Origin of the sequence: Corallibacter sp. (assembly GCF_048381695.1) — a bacterium.
GTDB lineage: Bacteria > Bacteroidota > Bacteroidia > Flavobacteriales > Flavobacteriaceae > Corallibacter > Corallibacter vietnamensis.
The window spans coordinates 432,245-446,799 of the sequence record NZ_JBLXHI010000001.1 but is presented as its reverse complement, the minus strand read 5'-3'; the positions used below and the strand labels follow the sequence as shown (position 1 = coordinate 446,799).

Genomic DNA, 14,555 nt, shown 5'->3' with positions numbered 1-14,555 from the left:
TTTTCATAGATTTATTTAAAAAAATTATTTTTTAATAATCTTATTATTTGCATTAAGCGAATCTCCGTTTATGTTAAGGATATAAATTCCTGTTTGAAGATTACTTATATTAATTTCAATTTGTCCAGATAACTGTGTTTGTTTTGAAAGCACTCTACGTCCATTAATATCTGTAACAGTTACTGTAACCTCTCCAAAGTTTTTAGATGTTTTAATATATAACACATCATTTGCTGGGTTAGGGTATACTTTGTAATCGCTAGTATTAAACTCGTCTACACTTAAGCTTGTACAGTTTGATAAAGATGGGTCTGTATCTAAAGGCATATTAAAATCTTCAACTTGATCTGTCATAGAGGCTGAAGATCCTTGAGATGCATTTACACCCAATCCTCTTGCTGCAAAAACTTCCCATATCAAACACTGATCTTCTCCTCCTGTTAAAATCATATCGGCTTGTAAAATAGCATCTCTACCATCAACAAATCCTGGTCCACAAGGCTGAAGTTTAAGACCGTCCATTACTATCTGCATTACTTTGTTGTTTCCTCCTGTACCATTATATAAATCAGGATCAAAACCATATTTATCAATATAAGCCCAAGTTAAATCCCAAAGCATTGTAGCCCAAACAAATCCTATATTGTGTTGACTATCATTCCATCTTACAATATTACCGTTAGCATCTGTACCTAGTTGAGTATCATCATTAGTAGCATCATAAGTAAAATCATTTACAGCAAAATCTGTACTATATTTTGCTGGTCTAATACCAATACCATCAGTACCTTCACCATTAGCAAAAACAGCGATACCTTTCCCGACTTCTGGAGAGTCTCCTGCTTTCATAGTTAACATTAATCCAAACCAATCAGACCAACCTTCTCCCATTTGCTCTCTGTTTGTAAGACAACTTGCAGCACTTGGTCCTCCAGTTAATCTATTTGAAATACCATGTCCATATTCATGAGCAATAATTCCATTATCAAAACTTCCATCTCTATCAAATGGCCCATTATTTACAATTGTAGCATTTATTGATTGATTAGCCATTAAAGCAGCTATTATTTGCTCTCCATCTGCGTTATTTACAAATATTGAAGGAATTGTAAACGCAGGATTACTTTGCCCAGCCATATTAACATACTCTACATACTCTGGATCATTATCAGGGTTATTATGATTTACCATAATTACTCCAACAGCACCAGCGTTTTGGGCATTTTGAATTTTATCTACAAAAGGACAATTTCCTCTTTTTATTACAGCTATTTTTCCAGCTACATTACTTGCATTTATAAGAGCACTACAACCTTCGGTTGGGTTTATAGTACCATCATTTACTAAAACTAAATCTGCAGTTACTGGAATATCAGATGGTCCAGTAATGTTATTACCAACTCCTGTTGCTGGTGTTGCAGCCACATAACCTCCTGCTAAATCTGTATTATTGATTGTTAACGGTGTTGGTAAACCTATTGCTTGCCATAAAAACATTTGCATTCTTGGGTTACTTCCATCAGCTGGTGTACTAAAGTTAGCATTGTTTAAACTTGAACCATCTTGACCATCAGCAAACACATAGTCATTCCCTAAACCTCCATTGTTATAATTGTTTTGTTGGAAATTTCCAGCTGCTTCATCAAATCCATAATGATACCAAATGTCATGCATCACATTATTCATATAGAATAAATTTGTTAATGACGCTTCTTGATATCCGCTAGGTTCTTGATTTAGATTTAAATCAAAATCAAAATTTAAACTTGCTGTACCATTTGCTGATAAACCAAAACCATTGTTACCATTAGCATCTTCTTGCGCCCAAACATTATTTCCTCTAGTAATAGAAAATTCTGCTCCCATTACACCATTGGTATCATGCCATCCGTAAGGAGAGGCTGTATCGTCAGAAGGGTTTGTTAACAAAGCTCTATCCCCATGAATTGGGCTCTCTTCTGGCAACGGAAAAACATTGTATTGAGAACCATCATCAGTAACTAAATAGTTTTCATTAAAAAGGCTAAATGATTCTTCTACTTTTAAAGCAGTAGCAGTATGGTTGTGTTGAGAATGATTGTCATTACTAAAGTTACATGACACAACCCAATCATTAAATTCTAAAATATCTCCAGAAGTAGCATCTACTCTTACACTCCACCAATGTGAGCTATCATTTGTGTAAACACTTAAATCCCAAGCTAGTTTCAACTCATTTTCATGTAAAACATAAACTTGCTCTACAGGTATATTTTCTTGAGAAATACTACCATTACTATAAATAAACTTTTTTCCACTAACAGCTAAAACACTTAAGTTTTGTGGTGCGTTTAAGTTAAAACGAGTGGCTACATTTTGAATTGCATTTTCAGGAGATAATGTTGCAGACTGTGTATTGATTTTATCTTCTATTTGAGAAATAAAATTATTTGCATAGTAAGAAACTCTGCCATTTTTTATTGCAACACTAGATAAAGCATTAAATATTTTTACTCCATGATATCTTTGATTAACATACACATGAGTTACTTTTGTTTTTTTTGTTAGATATTCGTTTGTTACTAACAAATCTGAAATATCTTCAGTCTGTAGATTAAGTTTTTCTTTATTAACATTCAGATAACCTTCAATTAAAGTTCCGTATTGGGAATTTTCTAAACGGTTTTGAGAAAAAACCGTTAAACTTACAGAAAGCACCAATGATAGAAACAATAATGGTTTTAAGTAGTTTTTCATCATTTAAGTATTTATTAATCAATTTTTTTAATGAATTCTACAAATATAGCCACAGAAGCTCAATTTTTACAACAAAAACTTAAAATTATTCTTTTGAATTTCATGAATTCAAACATTAATTATCATAATTTTGCAAATAATTAATCTTAATGGCAACGTCTCTTTTAAATTCTATTAACATTCCAAAAGATTTAAGAGCTTTAGAAAAAGACCAACTTATAAAACTTTCTAAAGAGCTCCGCGATTTTATTATAAATATTGTTGCTACTAAAGAAGGCCATTTAGGTGCTAGTTTAGGTGTTGTAGAACTTACCATAGCTTTACATTATGTATTTAATACTCCTAATGATTTATTAGTATGGGATGTTGGCCACCAAGCTTATGGTCATAAAATATTAACTGGAAGAAAGTCTACTTTCCACACAAATCGTCAACTTGAAGGCTTAAGCGGATTTCCTAAACGCGAAGAAAGTATATATGATACTTTTGGTGTAGGTCATTCTTCTACATCTATTTCTGCTGCTTTGGGTATGGCTATGGCATCAAAACTAAAAGGCGATACACAAACACAACATATCGCTGTTATTGGTGATGCGTCTATTGCAAGCGGCATGGCGTTTGAGGGTCTAAATCATGCAGGAGTAAGTGACACAAATCTGCTTGTAATTCTTAATGACAATGCTATAGGTATTGATCCTAGTGTTGGTGCTTTAAAACAATATCTTACTAACGTAAAAAAAGGCACTCAAAAGCAAGACAATATCTTTGAAGCTCTAAATTTTGAATATGCAGGCCCTATTGATGGACACAACATTTATAAGTTAATTGATGAATTAGAGCGTTTAAAAACCATAAACGGTCCTAAACTTTTGCACGTTATCACTACAAAAGGGAAAGGCTTAAAACAAGCTGAAACTGACCAAGTAAAATATCATGCTCCGGGAAAATTTGATGCAAAAACTGGTGAGTTACTAAAAAAAGCTTTTATAAATCAACCTCCAAAATATCAGGATGTTTTTGGAAAAACCATTTTAGAACTTGCAAAGACAAACAAAAACATTGTTGGAATAACTCCAGCAATGCCAACGGGAAGTTCTTTAAAATATATGATGAGTGAAATGCCTGACAGAGCTTTTGATGTAGGCATAGCAGAACAACACGCTGTAACACTGGCAGCAGGTATGGCTACACAAGGTCTTATTCCTTTTTGTAACATATACTCAACATTTTTGCAACGCGCTTATGATCAAATAATTCATGATGTAGCATTACAAAAACTGCCTGTGGTTTTTTGCTTAGACAGAGCTGGATTAGTTGGTGAAGATGGAGCTACGCATCATGGAGCCTTTGATTTGGCCTATTTACGATGTATTCCTAATTTGACAATTTTTGCACCTAGAGATGAGATTGAGTTACGAGACATCATGTTTACAGCTCAAATGGGAAATTTAAAACAACCTATTGCGATAAGATACCCTAGAGGTCGTGGCATAACTTTAGACTGGCAAAAATCATTTAAAGAAATTAAAATAGGAACAGGAGTGCTTTTGAAAAAAGGCAACAACATTGCTGTTTTAAGTATTGGTGCTATTTCAAAAAATGTTACAGAAGCGATTAACAGTATTAATGATCATGATAAAATTGCTCATTATGATATGCGCTTTGTAGCTCCTCTAGATGAAACATTATTACATGATATAATGAAAAATCACACCTCTATAATTACAATAGAAGATGGTGTTATAACTGGCGGTTTTGGTAGTAGTATTTTAGAATTTGCCGCTGCTAAAAACTACAAAAACAGTATTAAAAATTTGGGCATACCTAATAAGTTCATAGAACAAGGCTCTATTGATGAACTACAAAAACTTTGCTCTATAGATGCTGAAAGCATTAAACAAACACTTTTAGCTTACTTGTAAAACGTAACACTATAAGTGATTACCTCTTAATGTTTTAAAAGTTAAAATAGCGTTACTATCAGAAAGTAATGATACATAATTACAGATTCTTAACAAACATTCATAAAGTGAATCAGACGCATTATAAATAGAAGGATAAGCTTTCAAAATTAACTTATCATAATTAGACATTTCCTGATTGTGCTTATTTGTAGCTGCAACCACAAAAACGTGCAAAAGCTCTTTTAAAACTTCATAGCCAGCTATTTCTTTATCAATAACCTCTTTAGATTCATAAATGTTAGCTACACTTATTTTTATAATGTCATCTATTTGTGCTTCATACTTGCTCTTATCAAGTAAAGACACAGAAAATGTTCCATTTAATATATCTGCTTCATTAGCAACAAAAACCTCAACAGCTTCATTAATTAAGGTGTTTATAGCTAGTGCTCTTAAATAACTAACACGATCTTTGGTGTTAGTAAGTTGGTTGTATTTTTTTATTTGTATAGAATCTTTTACAAGATTTATCAAATATTCTAAAGCAAAATCTTCATTAATCAAGCCTAGATTAATTCCGTCTTCAAAATCAATAATAGTATAACAAATATCATCAGCTGCTTCAACCAAATAGGTTAAAGGATGTCTTGAGAAACTTATCGCATCATCTTGCTCTTTTTTTATAAGACCTAAATCATTTGCAACATCAATAAATGCAAATTTATCCTGCTGAAAAAAACCGTATTTTTTATCAGCAATATGTTGAGTTGGCTTTTTAGGTAACGACTCTTTGGGGTATTTCATGAAAGCACCTAAAGTTGCGTAGCTTAAACGAAGACCTCCTATTCTACCTGAACGACTTTCGGTTAAAATCTTAAAACCGTTGGCATTGCCTTCAAAGTCACACAAATCTTGATATTCTTTTTTTGTTAGCTTATCTTCAAAAAAATTACCGCTACCAGACTTAAAATACTCTCCAATAGCTTTTTCTCCAGAGTGTCCAAAAGGCGGATTACCTATATCATGAGCCAATGCTGCCGCTGCAACAATAGCACCAAAATCATTAGGCTGATATCCATGAACACTTTGCAAATGCGGATGTTTTTCAAGAATTTTTACACCTACTTTTCTTCCTAATGTTCTTCCTACAACACTTACCTCAAGACTATGTGTAAGTCTTGTATGAACAAAATCAGTTTTTGACAAAGGAATTACCTGTGTTTTATCTTGAAGGCTTCTAAATTCTGAAGAAAATATAATACGATCATAATCTACCTCAAAACCAAGTCTTGTTTCGTCTTGTTCTTTTCGTAATCGTTTATTAGTATCTCCAAATCGTTTTAGTGAGAGTAGTTGTTCCCAGTTCATAATGTAATTTAAATGAATTGCAAGATACTATTTTCAATGTTAAATAATTGTTTCGAATCATGAAAACAATCAAATAATAGGTAACATTAATCTAACCTTTTCATCACAGATGTTTAATTCTTGCGTAACTTAAACTTTACACTTTAAGAGTTTCTTTGCCGAAAGATTTTTACTTAAAAACCATAATTAAAAAAACGCAAAACAAAAACACAATGAAAAAATTAACATTAGCCGTTATAGGCCTATTATCAATAACTTTAACAGGTTGTTTTAAAGATGATGACACACCTATAGTTATAGAAGAAACTACTATTTACCAAAACAGTGGTAATGAGGAGACTTGCCCAACTATTATTAAGGCTGGTGGTATTGCGATAGATGAAACTTGGACAAGTGACAATATTTATATTCTTGACAGAAAAGTTGTTGTGCAAAATGGTGTTACCCTAACTATTGAGCCTGGTACAATTATAAAAGGTAGAGCTGGTCAAGGTTCTTTATCTTCTGCATTAATCGTTGCTAGAGGTGGTAAAATAAATGCTGTAGGTTCTCCTACTCAACCTATCATCTTTACTTCTGAAAGTGATAATATTTCTTGTGGACAAACTTCAGGAGATAACCTAGATGAAGACGATCGTGGTCTTTGGGGTGGTGTTTTAATTCTTGGATATGCTCCTTGTTCTCTTTCAGGAGATATTGAAGAAACTCAAATTGAAGGTATCCCTGCTGATGATACTTTTGGTCTTTACGGTGGTACAGATGCTGATGATGATTCAGGAAAATTCAAATATGTTTCAATCAGACATGGTGGTACTTTAATTGGAGATGGAAATGAAATAAACGGATTAACACTAGGTGGTGTTGGTAGAACTACAGAAATAGACCACGTTGAGGTTGTTGGTAACGTTGATGATGGTGTTGAGTTCTTTGGTGGAACTGTTGACGCTTCAAACCTATTAGTATGGGCTCAAGGAGATGATGCTTTAGATATTGACCAAGCTTATTCTGGTACTGTAAGCAATGCTGTTATCATTTTAGGAGCAAGCTCTGACCACGCATTAGAAATTGATGGTCCAGAAGGATCTGCTGTTGGTTCTTACACACTTGAGAATGTTACAATGAAAGGTAATCTTGATACTGCTGCTGGTGAGTACGCTGACTTTAGAAGTAACGCAATGGGAGCAAACAACAATATTTATGCATTCGGATTTAAAGATAGCTCTGATGTTGAATTAGATAACGATGGTGTTGCTACTAACTATAACAATGGAGACTTAACATTATCTAACTGGGAAGTTGTTTTACCAGCTGGTATTTCAAACGTGTTAGACATATTTAACAATACAGCTTCAGGTACTACACCTACTCCAAACTATGGTTCTGAAGCAACTGCAGTAACTGAAGGTTCTCAAACTGTAGGAGCAGATACTTCTGTATTTACTTGGACATACGCTAGTGAAGCAGGAGCATTAAACTTCTAAACAATAATATAACTATAAGCACTAAAGCTATCCTTTAAGAGGCTTTAGTGCTTTTTTAAAATCTTTCTTAAAGATTAGGAAACACTATAGGAATGTAAACTCTATTTTTTTATAGTAACACCTGAAAGTTAAGAAATAACAAAAAGCTCAGATGAAAAAAAACAAAATACTAATCACGCTATCTTTGTTGTTTATTACTTTGTTTGGTTATGCACAAACTGGAAAGGTGACAGGCACCGTAATTGATGGAGAATTTGTTGATCCGCTACCATTTGCCAATATTTTAGTTAAAGGCACAAGCAAAGGAACATCTTCTGATTTTGATGGTAAATACACTTTAGAATTAGAACCTGGAACCTATACCATTGTATTCTCTTACGTTGGTTATGAAACCAAAGAAGTTAGCGATGTAGTAATTAAAAGTAATGATGTTACTGTTTTAGATATGACATTAGCGCCTAATGCTCTAGATGAAATTGTAATTACAACAAGTGTAAAAAGAAACACAGAAAACGCTGTCCTTAATATGCAACGAAAATCTGTTGTTGTATTAGATGGTTTATCAGCTCAAAGTATAAAAAAGACAGGAGCAAGCAATATTGCTAGTGCTGTAAAAAGTGTTCCTGGTGTATCAGTTCAAGGTGGAAAATATGTATACGTTAGAGGTCTTGGTGATCGCTACACTAAATCTATTTTAAATGGTGTAGACATCCCTGGTTTAGATCCTGATAGAAATACAATTCCTATGGATATTTTTCCAACCAACATTATAGACAACGTATTGGTTGTTAAATCTGCAGCAGCAAATAACCCTGCAGACTTTACAGGTGGTATTGTTGATGTGGTTACCAAAGACTTTCCTACAAAAGCAGAATATAGTATTTCAGTAGGTTTTGGTTTTAACCCAAGCATGCACTTTAAAGACAACTATTTAAAATACGATGGTGGAGACACAGACTTTTTTGGATACGATGACGGAACAAGAAACAGACCTATAAACAGATACCAACCTATTCCTGGAACCTTTGAAAACAAGCTTTTATTAAATAGCTTAACAAATAGATTTCAAAAACAACTTAAAGCAGAACAAGCAACAAGTAATCCAAACTTCAGTTTAGGGTTTACTGCAGGAAATCAATACGAGCTTAAAAACGGTAACAAAATTGGGTATTTAGCATCTGCTTCATACAAAAACAATACAACGTTTTATGAAGATAGAATTGATGGTGGAACCATAAAAGCTGCAGATAAAAACAATTATCAACCTCGTTACTCTCTTTACACAAAAGGTTCTGAAGGTATAAACGAAGTACTTGTTAATGCATTAGTAGGTTTGGCATATAAAACAGATTTATCTAAATATAAATTTACAACATTACACATACAAAACGGAGAGTCTTCTGCTGGTTATTTTGATCAAGACTTATCTCAAGATAATACTGGTGGTGCTTACGAAGATGTTGTAAAAGACGCTTTACTTTATACTGAAAGATCTATTACAAACTTTAACTTAAGCGGTAGCCACAAATTAGGTGTTGATACTGGTTGGGGACTTGACTGGACACTATCTCCTTCTTTCTCTAAAGTAGAAGATAAAGATCATAGAATTACACCTTTATTAGTAACTCAAGAAGGTGAATACATAATCAACCCAAGTACAACAACAAACCCTACCAGAATTTGGAGAAGTTTACTTGAAGAAAACTGGGTGTTTAAAGCAGATTTAGATAAAAAATACGAATTATTCGGAAGACCTGCTAAATTTCAAATAGGTGGTAACTTTATTTACAAGTTTAGAGATTTCAGTATTGATGAATTCTTTATGACAGCCACAAACTTAACAGTTCCTAATGGCGATACAAACTTGCTACTTATGAATCAAAATTTATGGACTCCTGAAAATGACAACGGAACCCATTTAGTAGCAACTTCTAACAATCAAACATTTAAGCCTTCAAATGCTTATGAAGGTGAACAACAAGTTTATTCAGTATATCTTTCTAATGAGTTTAACTTAAGTGAAAATCTAAAAACTGTTTTAGGATTAAGAACGGAGTTATACCAACTTTACTATACTGGAGAAACAGCGCAAGGAGATGTTTATGATAGAGCAAATACTATAGACAAGCATGATTTTTATCCATCTGCTAATGTTATTTATTCACTATCAGAAAAATCAAACGTTCGTGCTTCTTACTCAAGAACAACAGCAAGACCTTCTTTTAAAGAAGCTTCTAGAATACAAATATTTGACCCTATCACCAATAGAACATTTATTGGTAATGGTTTTGGTATATTTGACCAAGATGGATCTGTTATTTATGACGCTGTAAAACCTACATACATTAATAACTTTGATGTACGCTATGAAATGTTTAGAGACAAAGGGCAAATGTTTGCTGTAAGTGGTTTTTACAAAGGTTTTAAAGACCCTTTAGAAACTGTATTTTTCCCAAACTCTTCTGAACAATTTACGGTAGCTAATTTAGGTGATGCCACAGTTTTTGGTGCGGAGTTTGAGTTTAGACAAAACTTTGGATTTGTTACTGAAAATTTAGAAAAATTAAAGCTTAATTTAAATGTTTCTTATATCTATTCAGAATTAACAATGTCTGATATTGAGTATGAAAGACGTCTTCTTGCTGCAAGAACAGGAGAATCTATAGATAACAAAAGAGAGCTTCAAGGGCAATCGCCATATTTAATAAATGCTGGTTTTGATTACGATAATGAAGATATCGGTTTTCAGGCAGGTTTATTTTACAATGTACAAGGTAAAGCTTTAGAAGTTGTTGGTTCTGGTATTGTTCCAGATGTATATAGCCAACCTTTCCATAGCTTAAACCTTACAATAAACAAGAAGTTTGGTAAAGAGAAGAAGTCTTCTATCGATTTAAAGATAAATAACATACTTGGAGATGAAAGAGAAAGTCTTTATGAGTCATTTAGAGCAAGTGATTTAATTTTCACTCAAAGAAATCCAGGAACAGAATTCTCATTAGGATACAGCTATAAATTCTAATTACAGAACTCATTATATAAAAAAACCCTTTTCATAACTTGAAAAGGGTTTTTTTATTTTTTCACTAACGAATTAGTCTCTTAACGCAATGTTAGATTTACTTTTCCATTCATTCACACTTGTTATTTTAGAGTCTTTAAAATCAACTTCATTCAGTGTTTCATTTGTCCAAAATAACCACTTACCTACTTTCTTACCATTATCATAATTTCCTATAGCAAGTTTATTTCCTTGTAAATCATAACTCGTCCAAGTACCTTGTAATTTACCTGATTCATTAAAGAAACCATGTTGTTTTACAACACCATTATCATAATAATAAGTTACTTCTGTTTTATCACCAATTTTTTCTACTTTAGGACTAATCTTTTCTTGAGCAAAAGAAAAACTAACACATAACACAATAACTACTAATACTATCTTTTTCATAACTTAATATTTATTAATTAAACTTCTCTTAACAAATATATGTATTAATTTACATTTAAAAAACATTTAGTTAACACTGGCTTAACATTGAAGTTATAATTAATTGATTTGTAGGTCTTTAAAAAATTCAATAATTAAAAACTTAACATTAGAGCTATAAAATAAGGCAGAAAAATGCGTTATTTTGAAGCATTTACTCATATACAAATAAAAAGAACATAACATTGGCTTAACATACTGTTGCTAATAAAATAGGAAATTTGCAACCTAATATGTCTATTTTTTATTGATTAAATGGAAAACGTTTACATTTATATGCTTGTTGCTCTTGCTGTTTTAGCAATAGCAGATCTTGTTGTTGGTGTTAGTAATGACGCTGTTAACTTTCTTAATTCAGCAATTGGTTCAAAGGCTGTTTCTTTTAAAACAATCATGATAGTAGCCAGTTTAGGTGTTGCTATGGGAGCAATGTCATCTAGCGGTATGATGGAAGTTGCAAGGAAAGGTATATTTAACCCTAGCCAATTTATGTTTGATGAAATCATGATTATTTTCATGGCAGTCATGATAACAGACATTCTCTTGCTAGATTTCTTCAATACGCTCGGCCTTCCAACATCAACTACAGTTTCAATTGTTTTTGAATTATTAGGAGCTTCAGTATGCGTTGCTTTACTTAAAATCTCTGCTAACGATTCGCAAACATTATTTGATTTAAGCCAATATATTAATAATGAAAAAGCCATAGAAATTATCCTGGGAATCTTACTCTCTGTGGTTGTTGCTTTTTCTATAGGTGCCATAATTCAATACATATCAAGAATACTTTTATCATTCAATTTTCAAAAAAAACCTTCTTGGTACGGAGCTATTTTTAGTGGCTTTGCAATAAGTGCCATCATGTACTTTATTCTTATAAAAGGTTTAAAAAGTGCTTCTTTTATGGATGCTGGCTTTATTGAAGCCATTACGCAAAATACATTTGCATTTATAGGCATTAGCTTTATTGCTTGGTCTTTAATCTCAATGCTTATTATTTCTTTCTTTAAAGTAAATATTTATAAAATTATTATTGTAATAGGAACGTTTGCTCTAGCTGTTGCCTTTGCTGGTAACGACTTGGTAAACTTTATTGGTGTACCAATTGCAGCTCTTAATTCATTTGAAGCTTGGTCTGCTAGCGGTATATTACCTTCAGAGTTTAGTATGGAAATACTTGCTGAAAAAGTGCAAACACAACCTTACTTGCTACTTATTGCAGGACTTATTATGGTACTTACATTATGGTTTTCAAGCAAAGCTAAAGCTGTAGTTAAAACATCAGTAGATTTATCTAGACAAGAAGATGTTAAAGAACGCTTTGAGCCTAACTTTTTATCTAGAGGTATTGTAAGAGTTGCTATAGCTATGTCAAAAGGGTTTAACAGTATTCTTCCTGAAAATACAAGAAAGAAAATAGATACCAAGTTTACAAAACCAAAAATGAACTATGCAGCTACAAAAAGCCAAGATTTACCAGCTTTTGATTTAGTTAGAGCTGCTGTAAACCTTATGGTTGCTAGCGTACTTATATCTATTGCTACTTCTATGAAATTACCTCTTTCTACAACCTACGTAACATTCATGGTTGCAATGGGTACATCACTTGCTGATAGAGCCTGGGGAAGTGAAAGCGCTGTATATAGAGTTGCTGGAGTATTAAATGTAATTGGCGGATGGTTTTTCACGGCATTAAGTGCCTTTGCTGCTGCTGCTTTAATGGCTTTAATTTTATTTTATGGCAAAGCTTATGCATTAACAGCTTTACTTACAATAGCCGCTATATTACTAGTAAAAAACTATTTATCACACAGAAAAAAATCTCTTGAACAAAAAGCTGAAGATAGCCTTGAGCGAGCAGAAAGTAGTTCTACACAAGGAGTGATTCATGAAAGTGCAAAAAACATTGCCAATGTTGTAAAACGAGGAAACAAGATTTATTCAAGTGCTATAAATGGGTTAGCAACACAAAACCTATCATCGCTAAAAAAGAATAAAAAGAACATTGAAAAATTATCTAATGAAATAGATGATTTGAGAGATAACCTATTTTATTTCATAAAAAACCTAGAAGAACCTAGTCTTACAGCAAGTAATTTTTACATCAACATTTTAGGTTATTTACAAGATATGACACAATCTTTAGAGTACATATCTAAAGCAAGTTACAAGCACATAAACAACAATCACAAAAAACTTAAGTTTAGCCAAATAAAAGAGCTTAAAGATGTTGATGAACGTTTAGAAAACTTATTTAAAGACACTAAAGCTGCTTTTGATTCAGAATCATTTGAAGAGATAGGAAACATCTTAAATAACAAACGTGGAATTTTTAATTTAGTTACCGAAAAAATTCAAAAACAAGTTGAAAGAACACGTACTGAAGAATCGAGCCCTAAAAACACTACACTGTATTTTAGCTTACTTTTAGAAACTAAAGATCTATTAACGGCTACTATGAATTTACTTGAAGAGTATCATAATGCTCATGATGACACTGTAGAACCAGCTAAAATAATAGAAAAAGCTAAAAACGAAGAAGAGTAATAACAAACTCACATACCTATTAAATATAAAAAGCCAGAAATAATTCTGGCTTTTTTAATAGTTTACCCCTTTAAAATAAACTACTGCGTTTTTGATTAATAGCAACGCTAATATCTATAAATTATCTGAAACACTAATAAAAAATGTATAATTGGTACAAAATAATGTACTATTGGTAATTATAACATGTTTAATTTTAATTTTTCTTAAAATAAATAGCGCTTTACACACAAAACACTACCAACCTTACAACAACTAAAAACAAAACCCTAGATATTATTATATTTGATAATATGATAAAAGCAATAATTGTAGACGATGAACCTAAAGCTATAGAAAGCTTAACTTGGGAACTCACTCATTTTAGAGAAGACATTGAAATAATCAGCAGTTTTAACAAGCCCGAAGAGGCACTAGCTTATTTAAAAACCAATAGGCCAGACTGTGTTTTTCTGGATATTAATATGCCAACTATGGATGGCTTTCAGTTTTTAGAAAAATTAGAAAAAAAAGACTTTGCTGTTGTTATCACTACTGCTTACAACGAATATGCGCTTAAAGCTCTAAAAAATGAAGCCATAGATTACTTGCTTAAACCTATAGATTCTGATGACTTACATGACACTATAGTAAAATTAAAAAAACACAAAACCAATTATTTAACCGTATCAAAGGTTGAAGAGGTTCTTTTAAATTTTAATGAATCATTAAATCAAAAGAAAATAACCATAAACACCGATGGTAAGCTAATATTTTTAAACACAGAGGATATTCTTTTTGTAGAATCTGATGGTAATTACAGTACCTTTAACATGGTAAACGACAAAAAAATAGTTGTTACAAAAAAACTTAAAGAAGTCAACACCATACTTCCTGAAACCTGCTTTTTTAGAATACATAATTGTTACATCATAAACCTAAACAAAATAAAAGAGTTTATAAAAAGTGATGGTTATGTTATTATGGATTCTGATGACAAAATACCTGTAGCTAGACAGCGTAAATCAGATTTTTTAGAAAAATTATAGT

The 14,555-nt window shown here is 32.2% G+C and carries 8 protein-coding genes; 5 read left to right on the top strand and 3 right to left on the bottom strand.

The window, feature by feature from the left end; genetic code table 11:
- Positions 1-24: 24 nt before the first annotated feature.
- Positions 25-2,736, bottom strand: a complete 2,712-nt coding sequence (locus tag ACN5J3_RS02125; RefSeq protein WP_418510609.1) for a T9SS-dependent M36 family metallopeptidase — start codon at positions 2,734-2,736, stop codon at positions 25-27.
- Between the two features lie 149 nt (positions 2,737-2,885).
- On the opposite strand from ACN5J3_RS02125, the gene dxs reads away from it, so the two are divergent.
- Positions 2,886-4,658 carry a 1-deoxy-D-xylulose-5-phosphate synthase gene (gene dxs / locus ACN5J3_RS02120; protein WP_418510608.1) on the top strand — a complete coding sequence of 591 codons (1,773 nt, stop codon included), beginning with the start codon at positions 2,886-2,888 and terminating at the stop codon, positions 4,656-4,658.
- A 9-nt stretch (positions 4,659-4,667) separates the two neighbouring features.
- Here dxs and dgt read toward each other — a convergent pair whose 3' ends face one another.
- Positions 4,668-6,008 (bottom strand): dGTP triphosphohydrolase, encoded by a 1,341-nt coding sequence (gene dgt / locus ACN5J3_RS02115; protein ID WP_418510607.1) that lies wholly within the window; start codon positions 6,006-6,008, stop codon positions 4,668-4,670.
- Positions 6,009-6,220: 212 nt separating this feature from the next.
- Between dgt and ACN5J3_RS02110 the strand changes: the two genes are divergently transcribed.
- Together ACN5J3_RS02110 and ACN5J3_RS02105 are read left to right on the top strand one after the other, a co-directional pair.
- A complete protein-coding gene (locus tag ACN5J3_RS02110) occupies positions 6,221-7,489 on the top strand; it encodes a hypothetical protein (RefSeq protein ID WP_418509004.1) in 1,269 nt (422 codons plus the stop codon).
- Between the two features lie 151 nt (positions 7,490-7,640).
- Positions 7,641-10,511, top strand: coding sequence for a TonB-dependent receptor domain-containing protein (locus tag ACN5J3_RS02105; RefSeq protein ID WP_418510606.1), 2,871 nt, complete (start codon positions 7,641-7,643; stop codon positions 10,509-10,511).
- 72 nt (positions 10,512-10,583) lie between these two features.
- On the opposite strand, the gene ACN5J3_RS02100 is transcribed toward ACN5J3_RS02105, so the two are convergent.
- Positions 10,584-10,940, bottom strand: a complete 357-nt coding sequence (locus tag ACN5J3_RS02100; RefSeq protein WP_344727517.1) for a nicotinic acid mononucleotide adenyltransferase — start codon at positions 10,938-10,940, stop codon at positions 10,584-10,586.
- 294 nt (positions 10,941-11,234) lie between these two features.
- On the opposite strand from ACN5J3_RS02100, the gene ACN5J3_RS02095 reads away from it, so the two are divergent.
- Positions 11,235-13,526 carry an inorganic phosphate transporter gene (locus tag ACN5J3_RS02095; protein WP_418510605.1) on the top strand — a complete coding sequence of 764 codons (2,292 nt, stop codon included), beginning with the start codon at positions 11,235-11,237 and terminating at the stop codon, positions 13,524-13,526.
- A gap of 293 nt (positions 13,527-13,819) precedes the next feature.
- Positions 13,820-14,554, top strand: coding sequence for a LytR/AlgR family response regulator transcription factor (locus tag ACN5J3_RS02090; RefSeq protein ID WP_417290682.1), 735 nt, complete (start codon positions 13,820-13,822; stop codon positions 14,552-14,554).
- The last annotated feature ends 1 nt before the right edge of the window (position 14,555 follow it).